This window comes from Parvularcula marina, assembly GCF_003399445.1.
GTDB classification, from domain to species: domain Bacteria; phylum Pseudomonadota; class Alphaproteobacteria; order Caulobacterales; family Parvularculaceae; genus Parvularcula; species Parvularcula marina.
The window spans coordinates 1017028-1036337 of the sequence record NZ_QUQO01000001.1; the positions used below are offsets into that span (position 1 = coordinate 1017028).

18 protein-coding genes are annotated in these 19310 nt (G+C 60.9%); 4 read left to right on the forward strand and 14 right to left on the reverse strand.

The annotated features are described in order from the left end of the window. Positions 1–91: 91 nt before the first annotated feature. A complete protein-coding gene (locus DX908_RS04710) occupies positions 92–628 on the reverse strand; it encodes a cold-shock protein (RefSeq protein ID WP_116391273.1) in 537 nt (178 codons plus the stop codon). Between the two features lie 269 nt (positions 629–897). Between DX908_RS04710 and DX908_RS04715 the strand changes: the two genes are divergently transcribed. From DX908_RS04715 to uvrC, 3 genes are all read left to right on the forward strand, one after another. Further along, complete coding sequence (locus DX908_RS04715; RefSeq protein ID WP_116391274.1) at positions 898–4479, forward strand: vitamin B12-dependent ribonucleotide reductase; 3582 nt, start codon at positions 898–900, stop codon at positions 4477–4479. Between the two features lie 129 nt (positions 4480–4608). After that, positions 4609–5508, forward strand: coding sequence for a pentapeptide repeat-containing protein (locus DX908_RS04720; RefSeq protein WP_116391275.1), 900 nt, complete (start codon positions 4609–4611; stop codon positions 5506–5508). A gap of 75 nt (positions 5509–5583) precedes the next feature. Beyond that, entirely contained in the window at positions 5584–7500 is a 1917-nt protein-coding gene (gene uvrC / locus DX908_RS04725) for an excinuclease ABC subunit UvrC (protein WP_116391276.1), read from the forward strand. On the opposite strand, the gene DX908_RS04730 is transcribed toward uvrC, so the two are convergent. The 12 genes from DX908_RS04730 to DX908_RS04785 all read right to left on the reverse strand — a co-directional run bounded on the left by DX908_RS04730 (position 7485) and on the right by DX908_RS04785 (position 17751). Continuing rightward, complete coding sequence (locus DX908_RS04730) at positions 7485–8024, reverse strand: GNAT family N-acetyltransferase (protein ID WP_147303730.1); 540 nt, start codon at positions 8022–8024, stop codon at positions 7485–7487. The genes uvrC and DX908_RS04730 overlap by 16 nt on opposite strands. After that, the gene (gene recO / locus DX908_RS04735) at positions 8021–8755 is read right to left on the reverse strand and encodes a DNA repair protein RecO (RefSeq protein WP_116391278.1); all 735 of its coding nucleotides are present in this window, start codon (positions 8753–8755) and stop codon (positions 8021–8023) included. The genes DX908_RS04730 and recO overlap by 4 nt, the downstream gene beginning before the upstream one ends. Positions 8756–8758: 3 nt before the next feature. After that, on the reverse strand, positions 8759–9760 hold the full coding sequence (gene era, locus DX908_RS04740) for a GTPase Era (protein WP_233508632.1): 1002 nt from the start codon (positions 9758–9760) through the stop codon (positions 8759–8761). Then, positions 9757–10461 (reverse strand): ribonuclease III, encoded by a 705-nt coding sequence (rnc, locus tag DX908_RS04745; RefSeq protein ID WP_199564582.1) that lies wholly within the window; start codon positions 10459–10461, stop codon positions 9757–9759. Before rnc ends, era begins: the two co-directional genes overlap by 4 nt. Further along, on the reverse strand, positions 10454–11341 hold the full coding sequence (lepB, locus tag DX908_RS04750) for a signal peptidase I (RefSeq protein WP_199564584.1): 888 nt from the start codon (positions 11339–11341) through the stop codon (positions 10454–10456). The genes rnc and lepB overlap by 8 nt, the downstream gene beginning before the upstream one ends. An 18-nt stretch (positions 11342–11359) precedes the next feature. After that, positions 11360–11779: a holo-ACP synthase gene (acpS, locus tag DX908_RS04755; RefSeq protein ID WP_116391279.1), complete on the reverse strand. Its 420-nt coding sequence runs from the start codon at positions 11777–11779 to the stop codon at positions 11360–11362. Beyond that, positions 11776–12567, reverse strand: a complete 792-nt coding sequence (locus tag DX908_RS04760; RefSeq protein ID WP_233508633.1) for a pyridoxine 5'-phosphate synthase — start codon at positions 12565–12567, stop codon at positions 11776–11778. The genes acpS and DX908_RS04760 overlap by 4 nt, the downstream gene beginning before the upstream one ends. Then, positions 12564–13148: an orotate phosphoribosyltransferase gene (gene pyrE, locus DX908_RS04765; RefSeq protein WP_116391280.1), complete on the reverse strand. Its 585-nt coding sequence runs from the start codon at positions 13146–13148 to the stop codon at positions 12564–12566. Before pyrE ends, DX908_RS04760 begins: the two co-directional genes overlap by 4 nt. Further along, positions 13138–15543: a RelA/SpoT family protein gene (locus DX908_RS04770; protein ID WP_116391281.1), complete on the reverse strand. Its 2406-nt coding sequence runs from the start codon at positions 15541–15543 to the stop codon at positions 13138–13140. Before DX908_RS04770 ends, pyrE begins: the two co-directional genes overlap by 11 nt. A gap of 32 nt (positions 15544–15575) precedes the next feature. After that, entirely contained in the window at positions 15576–15941 is a 366-nt protein-coding gene (gene rpoZ, locus DX908_RS16765; RefSeq protein WP_116391282.1) for a DNA-directed RNA polymerase subunit omega, read from the reverse strand. A gap of 173 nt (positions 15942–16114) precedes the next feature. Further along, positions 16115–16855 carry an ABC transporter permease gene (locus DX908_RS04780; protein WP_116391283.1) on the reverse strand — a complete coding sequence of 247 codons (741 nt, stop codon included), beginning with the start codon at positions 16853–16855 and terminating at the stop codon, positions 16115–16117. After that, positions 16852–17751, reverse strand: coding sequence for an ABC transporter ATP-binding protein (locus tag DX908_RS04785; protein WP_158548508.1), 900 nt, complete (start codon positions 17749–17751; stop codon positions 16852–16854). The genes DX908_RS04780 and DX908_RS04785 overlap by 4 nt, the downstream gene beginning before the upstream one ends. Positions 17752–17911: 160 nt before the next feature. Between DX908_RS04785 and DX908_RS04790 the strand changes: the two genes are divergently transcribed. Then, complete coding sequence (locus tag DX908_RS04790; protein WP_158548509.1) at positions 17912–18745, forward strand: capsular polysaccharide synthesis protein; 834 nt, start codon at positions 17912–17914, stop codon at positions 18743–18745. Here DX908_RS04790 and folK read toward each other — a convergent pair. Then, the gene (folK, locus tag DX908_RS04795) at positions 18735–19244 is read right to left on the reverse strand and encodes a 2-amino-4-hydroxy-6-hydroxymethyldihydropteridine diphosphokinase (RefSeq protein ID WP_116391286.1); all 510 of its coding nucleotides are present in this window, start codon (positions 19242–19244) and stop codon (positions 18735–18737) included. The two genes, DX908_RS04790 and folK, sit on opposite strands and share 11 nt — an antisense overlap. Between the last annotated feature and the right edge of the window lie 66 nt (positions 19245–19310).

A 19310-nucleotide genomic window follows, 5' to 3' on the forward strand; every position in this document is an offset into this window, starting at 1 on the left:
GCCGATTGGTTCCGTAAGTCGTGACCCCAAGATGGGGCGAGTTTCTGGCAGGAAAAAGACCTTCTGCCTAAATTCGCGGTTAACTGTGTCTCTAATTGTCGCGAACAGGTTCAATCGTCGCCGCGAGCAACCCTTTTGCGCCACGCCCGAATGAGGCGCGAAGCCGTTGTCCGGGCATCAACTCGGTCATGCCGGCCGCCCGAACGACTTCCATATGTACGAAAATGTCATCTGTACCGTCGCCGCGCGTCAGAAAACCGTAGCCTTTGGCGCGGCTGAACCATTTGACGTCAACATCAACGAAATCACCCGCCGCCTCAACGACCGGCATTTTAGACGGGGCCGCAGGACGCGGTGTCGGCGTGGCGGAGGACGAATCAAGTGTCAGGATTTTGGTGGCCTGAAGACCCTTTTCTCCCTCCACAGCTTCGCAGGTAATCTTCGCGCCTTCAGGTGCGGAAGTGCATCCGCTCTGCTTTAGGCAGGTCGAATGGATGAGCACATCGCGGCCACCGTCTTCGTCCACGATAAAGCCATAGCCTTTTGTCTGGTCGAACCATTTGACAAAGCCTCGGACCTCACGGGCATCCATGTTTTCGGTGCGCGATTCTGGCCTGGAGTCGGGCATGGCGTCCTCTCGTCAGGGGCACCCCTATAGCGCGATTGTGACGCGACTGTCATCCTCAAAAGTACTGACAAAGAGTGTTATCTTGTATCATCACCCCTGATATGAGCGATTATCTGCCCTGTCTGAAACAGTTGTGAACTAGTCATGTAAAAACTGAATAAAAGACAATCTATTTATCCCCACTTTATCCACACAGATATTATGGGCACGACGTTTCGTCAGCGCGCCAAATCTGCCTATATCTCCCCAGGTGATTCGGAAGGTGCGTCATGATCATCACCCGCAAGTTTTCCACAAAAGACAGCCCCTATGGGGGCCGCGCATTTGTGCCGCGGACGAGCCACGGCCATGGAACTGATTCGCGCGACTTTGAGCTGACTGTGCCGGAGAGCTGGTCGCAGGTCGCAACAGATATCCTCGCGCAGAAATATCTGCGGCGCGCCGGGGTGCCCCAGGCGACGGTGCGGATAGAGGGCTTTGACGGCCCTGTTGATCTGGCGCCGCACGGCCCCGCACCCAAAGCCGGCACCGGGCCAGAGCCGGATGCAGAAGCTGTGTTTTCACGCCTTGCCGGCGCCTGGGCCTATCATGGCTGGGAACAAGGTCTTTTCGACAAGCCAGAAGACGCCCTCACCTTCCGCGATGAGATCTGCGCCATGCTGGCCGCCCAGATCGCTGCGCCCAATTCGCCGCAATGGTTCAACACCGGGCTTCACTGGGCGTACGGCATCTCCGCGCCCGGCAAGGGGCATTTCCGATATGACCCCGATGCAGGCGCTGCCATCGAAGTGGCCGACGCCTATGCCAACCCACAGCCACATGCCTGTTTCATTCAGTCCGTGCACGATTCGCTGGTCGGCGAAGGCGGGATCTTTGACCTCTGGGCGCGCGAGGCACGACTATTCAAATTTGGCTCAGGCTCTGGGACCAATTTCTCCTCCCTGCGCGGAGAAAAAGAACCGCTGTCAGGCGGCGGCGAATCCTCCGGGCTGATCAGCTTCCTGAAAGTCGGTGATGCTGCGGCAGGCGCGATCAAGTCGGGCGGCGTCACCCGCCGCGCGGCCAAAATGGTCATTGTCGATATCGACCATCCGGACATCATGGAATTTGTCGGCTGGAAAGCCGCCGAGGAGCGTAAAGTTGCCGCTCTCATCTCCGGCTCCATCGTCACCAAACGTCATGTTGAAGCCGTCTTTGCTGTCACCCGAGGCGATGACGATCACCGCTTTGATCCTCAGCGTAACGCGGACCTCAAGCGCGTCATGAAATCCGCACGACGCGACGGCGTGCCAGACGGGGTGATCTCGCGTGCACTCAGCCTTGCCCGCGATGGCGTAGAATCGATGCCGATTGAGACCTATTCGATCGACTGGGACAGCGAGGCCTACCGCACGGTCAGTGGTCAGAATGCGAATAATTCGGTGCGCGTGTCGGCTGATTTCTTCAAAGCCCTTGATGAAGATGCCGACTGGTCCCTCACCCGCCGGACAGATGGCAGCGTGCATGGCACGGTCAAGGCCCGCCAGCTCTGGCAGAAAATCGGTGAAGCCGCATGGGCCAGCGCCGATCCCGGCATCCAGTATCATGACACGATCAATGAGTGGCATACCTGCTCGGCAGATGGCGAAATCACCGCTTCCAATCCGTGCTCGGAATATATGTTCCTTGATGACACGGCCTGCAACCTCGCCTCGATCAACCTGATCAAATTCATGAAGGATGATGGTGAGTTCGACATTGATGGCTTCACCCATGCCTGCCGCCTGTGGACCATGGTGCTTGAAATCTCGGTCGGCATGGCGAGCTTCCCGTCAAAAGCTATTGCCGAGCGGTCTTATGCCTACCGCACGCTGGGCCTTGGCTATGCCAATCTCGGCGGGCTGCTGATGTCTTGCGGGCTCCCCTATGACAGTGACGAAGCGCGCGCCGGAGCCGGCGCGATCACCGCTCTGATGACGGCGGTTGCCTACCGGACTTCCGCCGAAATGGCCGAGAAGCTCTCACCCTTCCCGCGTTACAAGGATAACCGCGCGTCGGTCCTCCGGGTGCTGCGCAATCATGCGGCGGCCGCGGGGCTTGGCGAATTCGAAGGGCTGACCGTCACGCCGCCCCTGCTCGATGGCAGCCAGGTGCCCTTCGCCGGACTTTATGAGGCCGCGCAAACCGCCTGGGGCGAGACGCTCAAATCCGCTGAAAAGCATGGTCTGCGCAACGCGCAGGCGACCGCGATTGCGCCGACGGGGACGATCGGCCTCGTCATGGATTGCGATACGACCGGCATTGAGCCCGACTTTGCGCTGGTCAAATTCAAGCAGCTCGCGGGCGGCGGCATGATCCGCCTGATCAACCGCTCTGTGCCTGTGGGCCTGCGTGCGCTGGGGTATACAGAAGAGCAGATCCGCGAAATCGAAACTTATGCTGTCGGCCACGCCTCCCTTGAGAATGCGCCCGGCATCAGTCTCGAGAACCTTCGCGAAGAAGGCTTCACGGACAAGGAAATCGCAGCCGTCACCGAAGCGCTCAAATCGACCTTCGATCTGACCTATGCCTTCACCGCCGATGTTCTGGGCGAGCGCTTCCTTCGCGGCACGCTCGGTTTTTCCAATGAGCAGATCGGCCAGTCGGGCTACACCACCTTGCGCGATCTTGGCTTTTCCGATGAGGACATCCACCGCGCCAATCTTCACTGCTGCGGTACGATGACGGTTGAGGGTGCGCCTCATCTGGACCCGGAGCATCTGCCGGTCTTTGATTGTGCGACCAAATGCGGCCGCACCGGCACGCGCAGTCTGTCGGTGGCCGCCCATATCGAAATGATGGCCGCCTGCCAGCCTTTCGTCTCGGGCGCGATCTCCAAGACCGTGAACCTGCCGAACCGCGCGACCATTGGCGACTGCCTCCTCGCCTATCGCGCCGCCTATGAGCGGGGCCTTAAATCCATCGCGCTCTATCGCGACGGCTCGAAGCTGTCCCAGCCGTTGACCGGCATCCTTCTGGGGCAGGACGATTTCGAAGCCGACGATCTGCTTGACCAGCCCTCGACCGAGCGAGCCCGCATCTTTGCCGAACGCGTTGTCGAGCGGGTGATCGAGCGTACGCCGGGCCGCCGTCGGCTGCCCGACCGGCGCAAGGGCTATATCCAGAAAGCGATTGTCGGCGGGCACAAGGTCTATCTGCACACAGGCGAATTCGAAGATGGCGAACTTGGCGAAATCTTCGTCGACATGCACAAGGAAGGCGCGGCCTTCCGCTCCCTGATGAACAATTTCGCCATCGCGATCTCGCTCGGCCTGCAATACGGCGTGCCGCTCGAAGAATTCGTTGATGCCTATCTCTTCACGCGCTTTGAACCGGCCGGCCCCGTTCAGGGCAATGACCGGATCAAGAACGCCACCTCAATCCTCGACTATATCTTCCGTGAACTGGCGATCAGCTATATGGGCCGGAACGATCTCGGCCATGTGCCCGAAGAGGGCTCGGTCTTTGATGTCGGTCAGGGAGTCGATGCCGAAGGCGTGCAGGAAGAAGCCCAGCGGCTGATCTCCAAAGGCTTCTCGCGCGCCTCCACCATGGACAATCTGGTGGTCCTGCGCGGCGGCGAGTTCGACCGACTGAGAAAAGAGCGCGAAAGTGCGCCCGCCAGCAATGATGACGCGGCAGAGCCTGCTGGCCCCCCGGCTCCCGATCCCGGTACAAGGGGGCGTCTCGCCGATCCCAACCGGGAACGCGATGAGGCGCTGACAAAGGGTTATGAAGGTGATGCGTGTACGAATTGTGGTCAGTTCACCATGGTCCGGAACGGCACCTGCCTGCGCTGTGATTCCTGCGGTCACTCCTCAGGCTGCTCATAAACCCTGCCGTTAAGGTAAACCCACAGTCACCACGCCCCTTCCAATTGAGGGGCGCGTTGAATCTTCTCTGAAATCTCCTGTCATTACGCTTGATGCTCCGGGCACGGGCACTTTGCGCAGGAGGCAGAAATGCGCACATTTTTACTTAATCTGAGCCTGATGGGCGGGCTCTTTATTCTCTGGTATTCCTACGCGCCCATCGACCATAAAATGCGGGTACCGACGGAAGTCAGGCAGACCGTCTCCGCACTCGACGGGCTGGCGACAGCGGGCATGTATCACCTCACCTCCCTCGTTGATGAAGTGGCAGAACCGCCTGTCCGCACACCTGACGGCCGCGCCGGGCCGCTCCTGATCAGCAGCGGCGAGGAATCCCTGGAAATCCATGGTGAGCGGGCGTCGGGCAAGGCGGCCGCGGCAGAAACCCATCCCGACATGTTTGCCGGGCTGTCCCTGAAGAATGCGACGCTCGCGGAATCCCGGCTCGACGGGTACGATCTCGACTTCACCGATTTCCGCGGCGCAGCGCTCGCCAATGTCACCCTGCAGATGAGCCACGGTCAGGACACCCGCTTTAACGGCGCCCTGATGCATCGCTCGGATTTCTCCCGCGCGACCCTGCGCCGGGCGCGGTTCGATCAGGCGATTATGGCGCATACGGTGTTCGAAGGGGCAGAGATCATCGAAGGCTCCTTCAGCGGCGCGATGATGCGCGGCGGCTCCCTGTCCGGCGCGACTATGGCCGGCACCCGCTTTGACGAGGCCCGCTTTGAGCGCACCGATATGCGGCAGGCGGATTTCAGCGCGACCTCGTTCCGGGGTGCGGTGCTGCTCAACACAAAGCTGCATGGCAGTTCGCTGGCCGCAGCCAACCTCTCCGGCGCGGATCTCTCGACCGTGCTGGGCCTCACCCAGGACCAGCTCAACCGGGCCTGCGGTGATGCCGATACCCGCCTTCCCGAAGGCTACACGATCCCGTCCTGCCTGGCGCCGGCCCCCACACGCCTGGCGCAGAACGAGGTAGATTAACGGGCAACGGCCCGGCGGGTTCTCTCGCCGGGTCAACCGTCCTACATATGAGGGCTCTTCAACCGGCGAGCCTTCGTGACTGACACTTCTCCCCTTACCGGCACTGCCTATATCGCCGACCAGCTCAAACGCCTGCCCACCCGGCCGGGCGTTTACCGCATGTATGACCAGGACGCAGAAGTGCTCTATGTCGGCAAGGCGAAAAGCCTGAAAGACCGGGTCTCGAGCTATGCGACGCTGAACGGACACACCAACCGCATTGCGCGGATGATCACCGAAACGCGCCGCATGGAATTCGTCGTCACCGAGACGGAAACCGAAAGCCTGCTGCTCGAAGCCAATCTGATCAAGAGCCTCAAGCCCCGCTATAATGTGCTGATGCGGGACGATAAGTCCTTCGCCAATATCCTTCTGGCAACGGATCATCCTGTCCCCCGGATCATGAAGCATCGCGGCGCGAGAAAGCGCGAGGGGCATTATTTCGGCCCCTTTGCCTCCGCCGGGGCCGTCAATCGCACGCTCAACACGCTGCAGAAAGCCTTCCTGTTACGGAGCTGTTCGGATTCGGTGCTGGAAAGCCGGAGCCGCCCATGCCTCCTGCACCAGATCAAGAGATGCGCGGCCCCATGCGTCGATCTCATCTCACCGGAGGAGTACAACGCCCTTGTCGAGGAAGCCTTGTCTTTCCTGCGCGGCAAGAATTCCGACGTGCAGGGCCAGTTGTCAAAAGAGATGGAAGCCGCCGCCGAAGCGCTCGATTTCGAGCGCGCCGCGCAATTGCGCGACCGCATCCGCGCGCTGACTTTTGTGCAGGAAAGCCAAGGCATCAATCTCGCCGGGCTCGCCGAAGCGGATGTCTTTGCGATCCATGCCGATGGCGGGCAGGCCTGTATCCAGACCTTCTTTTTCCGCGCGGGCCAGAATCTCGGCACCCATTCCTATTTCCCCAAGCATGACAGGGAGGAAGCGCCGGAGATCATCCTCGAAAGCTTCATTGCTCAGTTCTATGACAATCAGGTGCCGCCCCGGCAGGTGCTGGTTTCAGAGGAGCTGCCCAATCAGGCACTGCTCGCAGATGCGCTGACGACCAAGGCGGACCGGAAGATCGACGTCTCCACCCCCGCACGCGGCGACAAGCTGGCCCTGATCCGGCAGGCCCGCACCAATGCGCGCGAGGCGCTGGGCCGGCGTCTCGCCGAAACGACATCGCAGGCGCGGCTGCTCAAAGCGCTTGGCGACCGGCTCGGCATGTCCGCCCCGCCCCGCCGGATCGAGGTCTATGACAACTCCCACACGGGCGGCACGGGCGCGCTGGGGGGCATGGTGGTTGCGACCGAAGAGGGCTTCAAGAAAAATCAGTACAGGAAGTTCAACATCAAGGATGAAGACCTCTCCCCCGGTGATGATTTCGGCATGATGCGCGAAGTCCTGACCCGGCGCTTCAAGCGGCTGATCAAGGAAGAGGATCCGACATCGGAGAACTGGCCGTCGCTCATCATCATCGACGGTGGGGAAGGCCAACTCAATGCGGCCCGCGAGGTGATGGAGGATCTTGGCCTGCCGATCGGTCTTGATACGGAGAATGGAGAGATCACCCTTCTCTCAATTGCCAAGGGACGGCGCGAGGATGAGCAGGGCCGCCGCCGGGCCGACCGGACCATGGCCGCCACGGGAGAGCAGTTCTTCCTGCCGGGGATTGCCCCCTTCACCCTGCCGCCACGCTCGGAAGTCCTCTACTTCCTTCTGCGCCTGCGCGACGAGGTCCACCGTTTTGCCATCGGCAGCCACCGTGCGCGCCGGTCAAAGGAGATGGTCAAGAACCCGCTCGATGCAATCGAAGGGATCGGCGGCAAACGGAAGAAATCCCTGCTCCACCATTTCGGTTCGGCGAAAGCAGTCGCGAATGCCAAACCCGCCGATCTCTCTGCGGTCGAAGGGATCTCCGCTTCACTGGCGCAGCGGATCTATGACCATTTTCACCCCGCCGGGTGAAGCCTGTCGAAGCGCTCATTTGTCAGGCGCATGGTGACATGACGGACCGGTTCTGGCCCGCGCGACAACGCGGTCACAAGGTCGATCTCGAATTCCTCGAAGCCCAGAAAGTTCAGTACCCGGCCTGATGCCGGATTGTCGATGAAGTGACCTGAGATCATCGACGGCACGGCGAGCTTCGCAAAGCCGTGGCGGACAAAGGCGAGCCCCGCCTCCTTCATGAAGCCGCGACCGCGGAACGGCGCGCCCAGCCAATAGCCAAGGACAGGCTCGTCTTCGTCGGTCTGGAATGAGATGACCCCCATAAAGGCGCCGCTCGCTTTATCGGTCAGGGCAAGGACATCCTCATCGCCATTCCGGACGACATTCTCCATGAAGCCGTTCCAGTCATCCATCGTATAGGGATGCGGCACGCGCGCGAGCATGCGGGCGGTTTCATGGTCATCAAGGTAACGAACGGCATCAGGCCCATCCTCATCGCGAGGCGGACGAAGCGTCATGCGGGCGGTACTCAACTCAGTCACAATCTGTTTCCCAATCGGCGGATCATCTGTTCCCTTGCTTCTGGCAAGTGCCCGCCGTCCGGAGCCAATAGCCAGTTTTGCAGGAAATGTCCGGTCATTTTATAGGCCGCGACCAGATCGGGCAGGTCCGCCTCTCCCCTGCCAATCAGGAATGGCGGCAGCGGCAGCAGCTTTGCCTGATAAGGCATGCCGGCATCCATCGAGACGGCCGCGCCCGATTTCGGCGAAACGAAAACGAGATCCGCGCCATCCTCAAGTAGTGCGCCGGTCGCCGCACATTTATCAAGTGTCAGGCCAAAGCCGAGGGCGGAGAGAAGCCCGATCTCCCACCTGACCATCAGCACCGGGAAAATATCCGCATCGTGAATGTGTGAAAGCACCGCATCCGTCGCGGCAAACAGCGCTGGGTAGGCGCTCCCATGCGGCAAGGCCCGCATCAGCAATTCGGTCATCGCGCCAAGGCCGAGGAGCGACAGCCGCCCGGACATCGCGCCCGCCGAATGCGCCTGATCGAGCTCCAACTCGAATGCGCCAAGATCATCATCCGTCCGCCCCCGCCAGACCGCCTGCACGCGGTTTCCCGGCTGGAGCATGGCCCCTTTCGTGCGCCCCTGCCCGCCATGGACGACGGCGCGCATCGCGCCATGCTCGCGGCAGAAAAGGGTCGTGATGGTGTGGTTTTCTCCATGCGCGGCGGAGCCGAGCACTAATGCATCATCCGTCCACTGCATGGATCACCCGGTGTGGGGCAACGTCGCGGGGTCGAGCCCCATTTCGCGGAACCGGGCCGCATCATTGGTCCAGTTTTCGCGCACTTTAACGAAGAGGAAGAGATGCACCTTCTCGCCCAGCAATTCGGTCAGCTCTTCGCGCGACGCCTTGCCGATGGCGGAGATCGTCTTGCCGCGCTGGCCAAGTACCAGCGCCTTCTGGCCATCGCGTTCGACGAAAACAGTCTGGGAGATTTTCAGCTCCCCCTTCTCGGTCCGCTCCCAGCCTTCGGTTTCGACCGTCAGGCTGTAGGGCAGCTCCTGATGCAGGCGCAGGAATAGCTTTTCGCGTGTGACCTCGGCAGCCATCAGCCGGTCGGTAATGTCCGAGAGCTGATCTTCGGGGTATAGGAATGGCCCTTCGGGCATCTGCTCGATCAGATACTCGCGCAGCTGGTCGATACCGAGTGATTTCTGCGCGGAGATCATGAAGGTCGCCGAGAAATTCCCGGCCTTGTTCAGCATGTCAGCGAGCAGGAGTAGCGGCGGCCGCGCGATCCGGTCAATCTTGTTCAGAACGAGGATCGCTTCCTGCCCTGCACGTTTCAGCCCCTCGATGATCCGATCAGTATCTTCGGCAGAGCGGCGGGAGGCGGCATCGCCTGCCTCTTCATTGACGGTGGAGAGATAGGCCGGTGCATCAACGAGGAGGACGACAACATCGGCGCCGTCGACCCCTTCCCAGGCAGCGGCGACCATGGCGCGGTCGAGCGTACGGCGCGGCGAGAAAATACCGGGCGTGTCGACATAGACGATCTGGGTACTGTCTTCCATGGCGACACCGCGCACCCGCGCGCGCGTTGTCTGGACCTTGTGCGTCACGATGGAGACTTTCGCGCCGACCATGAGGTTGACGAGTGTCGATTTGCCGGCATTCGGCGCGCCAAGGACCGACACCACACCGCAGCGTGTCGGGCCATCGGCCATGGCCTCACCATTCACCGTCATGTCATCCGTATCCGTCACGACGTCCAAACTCCTTCACGGCGGAGCAGGGTCTTGGCCGCTTCCATCTGCGCGGCCTGTTTGCTGCTGCCGCGGGCTGTTTCACGCTTCAGATCACCGACTTCAACCGCGATGGTGAAGACCGGTGCGTGATCCGGCCCTTCCCTGTCCAGTTCCTGATACCGAGGCGTACCATGGCCGCGCTCCTGCGCCCATTCCTGTAACGCAGTTTTCGCGTCCCGGTGGCCTTCCATCAGGTGAGTAAAGTTTGCGCCCCAGAAACGATCATAGGCACCCTTTGCCGCGGCGAGCCCGCCATCGACATAGAGCGCGCCAAGCAAAGCCTCGCAGGCATCGCCGAGAATGGCGTCCTTGTCCCGTCCGCCGGTTTTCTCCTCGCCTGCGGACATGCGCAGCGCCTTGCCGAGCCCGAAAGAGCGGGCCGCTTCGGCGCAGGTTTCCTTGCGAACGAGCGCATTGAGGCGCGGGGCAAGCTGGCCTTCGGGAAGGTCAGGATAGCACCGCCACAGCTCCTCTGCTGTCAACAGGCCGAGCACCCGGTCACCGAGGAATTCGAGGCGCTCAAGATCGCGCACGCCCGTCTGCGAAAAACTCGCATGGGTGAGCGCGCGCTCGAGCAGAGACCGGTCCGTGAACTGATGTCCAACGGCCTGCTCTACCGCGTTTGCGGCTTCTGAATTTATTTCAGCCGGATTATTCAACGCTGCCCATCAGGCGAGAGTAACGGATCGCGAAGGGCCATTTCCAGACTTCCCAAATCTGCGCCTTGTCTCCGTCTACGGAGAAAGCGACACGAGTCGCCTTGCCGACGATCTGGTCGAGCGGCACAAAGTGGAACATCGTCTCTTCGCCTTCCCAACCGGACGGGATCGGCTTGTAACCGACGACATCCGAGCGACTGTCGGAAGAGTTATCTCGATTATCACCCATCAGGAAGTAATGCCCAGCCGGCACCACAAATGCCTCTGTGTTGTCATACACACTCGAATTACCGCGGCATTCCTGAATGATGTAGCTCACTCCATTCGGCAGGGTTTCGCGATAGACCGGCATGGTGGTGACGATGCGGCCCGCGCCCAGATTACAATGCGACGGCTGCTGAAGAAGTTCGCGTTTGACCTGCTCGCCATTCACATAGAGCACCCCGCCCTGCACCTGAACCGTATCGCCCGGCGTACCGATCACGCGTTTGATATAGTCCTTGTTCTTGTCAGCGGAGTTTTTGAAAACAACGATCTCGCCCGTATTGGGTGTATCGGAGAGGACGCGGCCATGAACCGGCATACGCGTCATCGGCCAGATCAGCGACGCCCGCGAATAGCCATACTCAACCTTATCAACCAGCACGAAGTCGCCAATCAGAAGCGTCGGCTTCATCGAGCCTGACGGGATGTTGAAGGGCTGGAAGAAGAAAAAGCGCACAAACAGCGTGATCGCGACGGCGATCAGGACGGTGCGGCCAATATCAATCGCCTCTTCCAACGCGGTCATCGGACGGTCGGCGTCATCCTTGGCTTTGGCCTTTGAAGATGCCTTGGGCGCCGGGGAATCGGCTGGCTGTACTGGTTGGGATCCGGTCATTCGTGTCTTTTCTGCTGGTCAGGCGGACGTGCCGCCCTCGCCCTCTATAACAGCGTAGAGGATCACAAAAGCCTGCGCCAAGGGATAATCATCGGTAATGGTGAGGTGGACCTCCATCTGCCGGCCGGGTGGGGTCAGGCTTTTGAGCCGTTCAGCCGCGCCGCCAGTCAGGGCCATGGTCGGCTTGCCGCCAGGCAGGTTCACCACCCCCATGTCGCGCCAGAAAACGCCCCTGTTCAGGCCCGTGCCCAACGCCTTGGCCATCGCCTCTTTGGCAGCAAAACGCTTGGCATAAGAGGCCGCGCGCATCCGCCTTTTGTCGGATTTGGCTCGCTCGATTTCGGTGAAACAGCGCTGGGTGAAGCGCTCGCCATGACGCTCCAGCGTCTTCTCGACGCGGCGGATATCGATGAGGTCCGAGCCGATGCCGATGATCATACGAGCCGCCCTGTCCGCGCATCACTTATCAATCTTTTCATCTCGCGGACCGCGACATCAAGGCCCACAAAGACCGACTCACTGATCAGGAAATGGCCGATATTGAGCTCCCGCATCGCCGGAATCGAGGCGATGTTCGAGACATTCGTGAAATTGAGGCCGTGCCCGGCATGAACCTCGAGCCCTAGCTCGTGGGCCTGCGTGGCGGCCTTGTTGATCGCATTCCACGCGGCCTGGATCTTCACCGGCGTCGTGGAAAGTGCGGCATGGTGATAGTCGCCCGTGTGAAGTTCGATGACGGGCGCGCCGATCCGGTGGGCGGCCTCGACCTGAACGGGATCGGGATCGATGAAGAGGGAGACGCGGATGCCCGCATTCCCAAGTTCGCCGACAACTTTTTCAAGCACGCTTGAGGCACCGGCGACATCGAGCCCGCCTTCGGTCGTCCGTTCCTCTCGTTTCTCTGGGACAAGGCAGGCCGCATGGGGCGCGGTCGCAAGACAGATGCGGAGCATCTCCTCCGTCGCGGCCATTTCGAAATTGAGCGGGCGGTCGATCTCGGCCTTCAGCCGCGCCACGTCGTCATCACGGATATGGCGGCGATCTTCCCGCAGATGAGCAGTAATGCCGTCCGCCCCCGCCGCAATGGCAAGCTGGGCGGCGCGGACGGGGTCTGGCTCATCCCCGCCCCGCGCATTCCGGATCGTTGCGACATGGTCGATATTGACCCCCAACCGGCAGGGCGGGAATTCCGCCGCCGGATTGGGGCCTTGCGGCATCTCACTCATTTGAGGCCCCGGCTGCCCGGCTTGACGGCGGGAATGTCTTTCAGATGCTGCGGCAGGTTATCGGCCTCCCAGCTTTCAACATCGAGTTCGGCCAGTGGCAGCATCGGGATGCCGACATCCGCCGTGCCGCCCGACCGGTCGATCAGGCAGGCAAGGGCCAGCGGGTTGCCGCCTTCCTTGCGTACCGCCGCAATCGCTTCGCGAGAGGACAGCCCGGTGGAGACAATGTCCTCGACGATGACGACCGGCGCGCCTTCCTCGAGCCCGAAGCCGCGGCGGAAGGTGAACTCGCCATCGACCCGCTCAAGGAACATGAAGGGCAGCTCAAGGTGCCGCGCCGTCTCATAGCCGAAAATGATCGCCCCCATGGCGGGCGAGATGACCGAAACCGGCTGGTCGCCCAGCTCGTCTTTGATCTTTTGCGCAAGCGCCCGGCAGAGCGTCTCCGTCGGCGCCGGATATTGCGAGATAATCGACTTGTTCAGATAGGTATCCGCATGGCGGCCCGAGGACAGGATGAAATGGCCATTGAGCAGCGCGCCATATTCCTTGAACAGCGCCAGTACATCCTCAGTGTTCATCTTTTTCTTCTTCCTCTTCTTGCGGCATCCGCTGGTCAGCGGCCACCACATAATCCGATGCGCGCAGGCCCGTCAGCACGCGCGCGAGATGCCGCGCATCCCTGACCGCGATATCGAAGCAGAGGTCGTAAAAGTCCACCTCACGGTGCTGCAATTTCAGATCGACGATGTCCGCGCCATAACGTGCGAGCATGGTGCCAAGATGGCCCAGCGCGCCGGTCTTGTTATTGACGGTCAGGATGATCGGGGCAACGAATTGCTCACTGATATCCTCCGACCACGACAGATCGAGCCATTCCTCATCGGCGCGTGCAGCCAGAATTTCGCAGTCGATCCGATGGACGATGATCGCCCCCTCCTCTGCATCGCGCAGGCCGACGATCCGCTCGCCCGGCAAAGGCCGGCAGCAGGAGCCGAGCCGAATAACACCGCCCGGGGTCACGCCCGCAATCGAGATCGCCCGGCGCGGCACCTTGGCACCGTACCGGATCGCGGTAGTCGAGACATCGTGACCGTCAAGGTCGACGTCCGGGAAGATCTGCTCAAGGACTTCCTTGCCGCTGATATCCATCCGGCCGACCGCCTCATAAAGCGCGCTGACCGATGAGAAGCCGAGCTGATTGGTCGCCGTTTCAACCCCGGTGCGCGAGAACGGCAGATCCCGCGCGGCAAAGGCCGAGGTCACAATCCGCTCGCCCATCGTCTGCTGTTCTTTTGATTTGAGTGCGCGGATCCGCCGCCGGATGCCGGATTTCGCTGCCCCCGTGACGACGTAAGAATCCCAACCCGTCGGGATCGGTGCGTTCGTATTCTTGATGATCTCTATGACATCGCCATTGCGCAGGGGTGTTCTGGCAGGGCGCGCAACACCATTGATCCGTGCCCCACTGAACTGGTCACCGACTTCGGTATGCAGCGCATAGGCAAAATCGAGCACGGTCGCCCCGGCAGGCAGCGGGATCACCCGCCCCTTGGGTGTGAAGGGGAACACCTGATCCTGGTAAAGATCGATTTTCGCCTGATCGAGCGCCGCCGTGCTTGAGCCCTCGCTGACCATGGTCTCGAGCACACCGCGCAGCCATTCATAGGCGGTGTCGGTCCCCGCCCCGCCGATATCGACACTGCCGTCCCCGCTCGCCCGTGCGGTAGCGTCTTTATATTTCCAGTGTGCCGCGACGCCGCGTTCGGCAATGTCGTGCATCTGTTTCGTACGGATCTGCACTTCAACGCGCTGGCCTTCGCGGTCCCCAGCGGTGGCCAGCACCGCCGTGTGGATCGACTGATAGCCATTGGGCTTGGGCGTTGAGATATAATCGTCGAACTCGTCCGGGATCATGTTGAAGGCCCGGTGAATGACCCCGAGCGCGCGGTAGCAGTCATCCACAGTTTCGGTCAGCACCCGGAAGGCATAGATATCCGCGAGTTCCTCGAATGTGTTCCGCTTGCGGTGCATCTTGCGCCAGATCGAAAAGGCGCGCTTCTCCCGTGAATAGACCTCCGCAGTGATCCCGGCATTACGCAGATCGGTCCGCAGGGTCTGTGCCAGCGCGATCACATCATGGACGGCATCATCGCGCAGGCGGTTCAGCCCTTCGGTGATCGTCTCATAGGCCGTCTCGTTGAGATATTTGAAGGAGAGATCTTCGAGCTCCTCGCGGATGCGCTGCACCCCGATGCGGGAGGCCATGGGCGCGTAGATCTCCATCGTCTCAAGCGCGATGCGCTCCCGCTTTTCCTGTTTTTTCAGGTAATGCAGGGTGCGCATATTGTGCAGCCGGTCTGCCAGCTTGACGAGCAGCACACGGACGTCCTTGGCGGTGGCGAGCAGGAATTTGGCGAAATTATCCGCCTTGCCGTCGGCGTCCGGGGCGAGCTCTCGCTTGGAGATCTTGGTGACCCCGTCGACAAGGCGCGCAACTTCCGCCCCGAAGCTCTCCTCGATCTCGGCAATCGTCACATCGGTGTCTTCGACGACATCATGAAGGAGCGCCGTCGCAATCGTCGCCGTATCGAGCTTCAGCTCGGTGAGGATGCCGGCGACAGCCAGCGGATGGGAGAAATAAGGATCGCCGCTAGAGCGTTTTTGCTCACCATGCGCCTGCAGGGCGAAAACATAGGCGCGGTTGAGCAGCGCCTCATCGGCCTCCGGGTCATATTCCATGACCTTGTCGACCAGCTCATATTGCCGGATGAAATCGGGAGGCTTGTTGCCTCTCAGCCGGTTCTCCGCCGGCGTCTCATCAGCACCCGGAAGAATATCTGACGAACCTTGAGATACTTGCCCCGCAGGAAGGTCACCTTCTTGCGCGAGGACGCGACCCGACGCCTGATCTGCGCCCGGGCCCTTATCCTGGCTGACTTGCGTTGCACGCTGGTGTCGTCCTTCTTCCGTCATGCCGGTCTTATCGCACGAACCGGCGGCCCGGACTACTTATTGGACGGAGAGAGTGGCGCCATGCCCGATTGCTGAAGTGCTTTCAGCAGATCGTCCTCTGAAACTGTGTCGTGCTCGGGCAGGTCGGCCTTCTCGGCGGCAAGGCCTTCGGCTTCGTCCGGCTCATCCATGTCGAGCTGCGATTGCAGCGAGGTCACGAGGTCTTCCTTGATCTCGTCGGACGTCACCTTGTCTTCGGCCAGCTCGCGCAGAGCGACGACAGGGTTCTTGTCATTGTCGCGATCAACCGTCATCGGCGCACCAGCGGCGATGAGGCGGGCCCGATGGGCCGCGAGAAGAACGAGATCAAACCGGTTGTCGACTTTATCGATGCAGTCTTCGACAGTGACGCGCGCCATAGAAACCTTCGGACAGATTACGGGAAAAGGGGCTACTACGCGCTTTGCCCCCTAAATGCAAGGGGAAGAGAGCCTCACGCAGGCGGCGCTGGCAGGAAAAGGATCAGCGCGGCCCAGCTAATGATAAGGGCGAGGAAAACGGTCCAGAAGGCGCGTACCAGCATGTCTCTCTCCTATCGCTGCCGTGACCAGGCGATCCCGGCGAGGACCGCCAGAACGCCCGTCATGATCGCTATCGCCGTCAGATTCTCCATCGGCTGATGCTCCCGCCCCTGCCCGGCCACAAACAGCGCCAGCTCGCCCAGATGATAGGACGGCAGGAACTGCGCGACCTTCTGCAAAATCTCGGGGAAGATGAAGATCGGCATCCAGAGCCCGCCAAGGACCGAGAGCCCGAGAAAGAAAATATTGGCAACCGCCACCGCCCCGTTAGCGGGGAAGCTGAACCCCAGCGTCAGCCCAAGCAGGACAAAGGGAATCGCCGCTGAAATATGAAGACCGAGGAGCGCAGCCCATGTCGCCCGCGTGAACTCCGCCCCGCCTGCAAACCCGCCAATTGCATAAAGCGGCGCGAGCGCAATCGCCGCGAAGATCAGCGTCGAGATGAGCTTGGCTCCTATATAGGAGACCGCCGGTGCCGGGGCCGCGCGCTTGAGCTGAAGCCAGCCGCGGTCGCGTTCGGTTGCCACGCCGACCCCGAAGCCGAAGATCGACGGCCCCATCACGGCAAAGACACCATAGGTCGCCAAGAGATAAGGCGCGCGCTGCGGATCGCCCGGCATCGCTACCCCGAAAAGGCTGTAGAAGGCCGACGGCATGATCAATGTCGGGATCAGGAATTCCGGTGCCCGCAGGCTTTTGAGGATTTCCGCCCCCGTCTCATTGATGAAGGCTTTCATGGCGGACGCGCTCATGCGGCTTCTCCCTTCGGCCTTGTCAGATCGAGGAAAGCATCCTCCAGCGTGGGTTTCTTGACCGTCAGGTCAGTGAGCGACGGGTCCGCCGCCAGCAGCACTCGCAAAGTGGCCGGTGCATCGGACGACATGATGTCGGTGAAGCGGCCCGACTGGCCGACCGACAGCACCGCCGGCATGGCGAGGATGTCCGCCTCCGAGATGCCCGTGACGCACTGAATGACCGCGCCGCCGACCGCATTGCGGATCTCGTCCGTCGGCGCATCGGCGATCACCTGCCCTTCATTGAAGACGATGATCCGGTCTGCCAAGGCATCCGCCTCTTCGAGATAATGCGTCGTCAGGATCACCGAGCTGCCGGTTTCCGTCAGTCGCCGGATCGTCTTCCACAATACCCGGCGGGCATCGATATCGAGCCCCGTTGTCGGCTCATCAAGGAAGATCAGCTCCGGCTGCCCAACAACAGCAAGCGCAAACTGCACACGCCGCTTCTGCCCGCCGGAGAGCTTTTTATAGAGCTTGTCGGCAAAGGGCGTGATCTCACAGAGTTCGAGCAATTCCTCCGTTCCCATCGGATTGGGATAGTATGAGGAAAAGAGCGTGATGTGCTCACGCGCAGTCAGGAGCGCCGGAAGGTCCGAATCCTGAAGCATCGCGCCGATCCGGCGCTTGTTAGCCAACGTGCCGGGCTTCCCGCCGAAAATCCGCAAGCGGCCTTTGCTCAGCGGCACCAGCCCCAGCGCGCAGGAGACGAACGTCGTCTTGCCCGCGCCGTTGGGACCAAGAATAGCAGTGATCCCGCCTGCCGCTGGAATGGTGAGGTCAACGCCGTCGAGCGCCCGTTTGGCGCCATAAGTGCGAACGAGCCCCTGCGCCTCTATTGCCGCGTCGGTCATCGCTGGCGCCTCCCTGCTCATCCGGCCTGAACCATCAGACGGTTTGTTATTTAAACTCAACTGTATTGTCAACGCTCGCTGCGGCGGCCTCGTTTCATGACCGAACACCCGGTTGCCAAAACGCATGCTCCCGCGTCAGCATATCAGTGGACAGGATGGCATGATGAACCGCGTAATCTGGATGCTTTGGCTACAGGGGGAGGACAATGCGCCTCCCGTCCCGAAGGCCTGCATCAAATCATGGCGCCATTATAATCCGAGCTGGGACGTTCGGGTGCTTGATCGAAATAACATGGGCGATTTCATCGACCTGCCCGGTACATTCGGCATTGATCTCGATACCCTTCCTCCTGCCGCCATTTCGGACATGGCAAGACTCGCCCTTCTCCATAGGCATGGCGGGGTCTGGGCCGATGCCACCTGCCTTTGCGCCCGGCCGCTCGACACCTGGCTGCCTACCGTTCTTGATACGGAGAAAACCTTCGCCCTCGACAGGCCAGCGCCCGACCGGCTGCTCGCAACCTATTTCATTGCCGCCACAAAAGGCGCGCCGCTCATCGCCGCATGGCATGAAGAGGTTTCACGCCTTTGGAAGACATGGCCGGCACGCGAGGTGAGCACCGCCGACCAGACCTTCAAATGGCTCAAGTATCACTCGTCAGCCCAGCCCATCGTTCTTGGTAATGAGCATTTCGCGGGCCCAAACCGCCTGCCCTATTTCTGGGCCCATTACCTCTTTGCACGGCTCGTTCAGAAGAGCCCCGAATTCGCACAGCGTTTCGCGCGCGTCCCGAAGGTCTCGGCAAAACCCAGTTTGATCTTCTCGACGCAAGGCTTTCGGCGTGAGCTGCACCCCTACACCCGCGCCGCTTTCCAGTGGGGGCTGTCGCCGCTCTACAAGCTCGACTGGCGCGAAGCTGAGCTGGGTCCGGGGCCGACCTTCGCCATTAATGAGAAGAACTGGCCCGCGCCGGGGACTGGCTTCAGCCCGTAGAGGGAAGCCTTGTGACCGATGACGGATCGCACGCCGCCGCCATCTCAGCGGCCGTCTCGCCCGTCACAGGGTGGCGCCATTCCGGCGCAATCTCGGCAAGCGGAAGGAGGACAAACCCCCGCCCCGCCATCCGTGGATGCGGCAAGGACAGTGCCGCCGTCTCTATCCGCACATCGCCATGCGCGAGAAGATCGAGATCGAGCGTGCGCGGTGCATATCTTTTTGCCGGATCGGTCGACCTGATTCGCGAAAAGCCCGCTTCGATCGCCAGAATCGCGCTCAGGATTTCCTCAGCAGCAAAATCTGTCTCCAATCTCATCACTGCATTTACATAGGCTGGAGCTATAGGATCCGGCCAAGCATCACTCCGGTAAAGAGAGGAAAGTTTTGCGTTTTTCCCGAGTGACGCGACAGAATTCGCCGCCAGCATTACAATCTTAGCGGGTGAAGCATTCGCGTTCCGCTTGTTACTGCCGAGACTGATGAGAGTGACTGCCATTTGCCTTACGAAAAAACTCGGATAGAGAAGCGCTTTACTCACGACCGTCTGTCGCAATTCAAGAGA

Excerpts from the sequence above, each read along its gene's own strand:
- DX908_RS04710 (WP_116391273.1), bottom strand. The coding sequence starts at position 628 with ATGCCCGACTCCAGGCCAGAATCGCGCACCGAAAACATGGATGCCCGT.
- DX908_RS04715 (WP_116391274.1), top strand. The coding sequence starts at position 898 with ATGATCATCACCCGCAAGTTTTCCACAAAAGACAGCCCCTATGGGGGC.
- DX908_RS04720 (WP_116391275.1), top strand. The coding sequence starts at position 4,609 with ATGCGCACATTTTTACTTAATCTGAGCCTGATGGGCGGGCTCTTTATT.
- recO (WP_116391278.1), bottom strand. The coding sequence starts at position 8,755 with ATGCAGTGGACGGATGATGCATTAGTGCTCGGCTCCGCCGCGCATGGA.
- lepB (WP_199564584.1), bottom strand. The coding sequence starts at position 11,341 with ATGACCGGATCCCAACCAGTACAGCCAGCCGATTCCCCGGCGCCCAAG.
- acpS (WP_116391279.1), bottom strand. The coding sequence starts at position 11,779 with ATGATCATCGGCATCGGCTCGGACCTCATCGATATCCGCCGCGTCGAG.
- DX908_RS04760 (WP_233508633.1), bottom strand. The coding sequence starts at position 12,567 with ATGAGTGAGATGCCGCAAGGCCCCAATCCGGCGGCGGAATTCCCGCCC.
- pyrE (WP_116391280.1), bottom strand. The coding sequence starts at position 13,148 with ATGAACACTGAGGATGTACTGGCGCTGTTCAAGGAATATGGCGCGCTG.
- DX908_RS04770 (WP_116391281.1), bottom strand. The coding sequence starts at position 15,543 with ATGACGGAAGAAGGACGACACCAGCGTGCAACGCAAGTCAGCCAGGAT.
- rpoZ (WP_116391282.1), bottom strand. The coding sequence starts at position 15,941 with ATGGCGCGCGTCACTGTCGAAGACTGCATCGATAAAGTCGACAACCGG.
- DX908_RS04780 (WP_116391283.1), bottom strand. The coding sequence starts at position 16,855 with ATGAGCGCGTCCGCCATGAAAGCCTTCATCAATGAGACGGGGGCGGAA.
- DX908_RS04785 (WP_158548508.1), bottom strand. The coding sequence starts at position 17,751 with ATGACCGACGCGGCAATAGAGGCGCAGGGGCTCGTTCGCACTTATGGC.
- DX908_RS04790 (WP_158548509.1), top strand. The coding sequence starts at position 17,912 with ATGATGAACCGCGTAATCTGGATGCTTTGGCTACAGGGGGAGGACAAT.
- folK (WP_116391286.1), bottom strand. The coding sequence starts at position 19,244 with ATGGCAGTCACTCTCATCAGTCTCGGCAGTAACAAGCGGAACGCGAAT.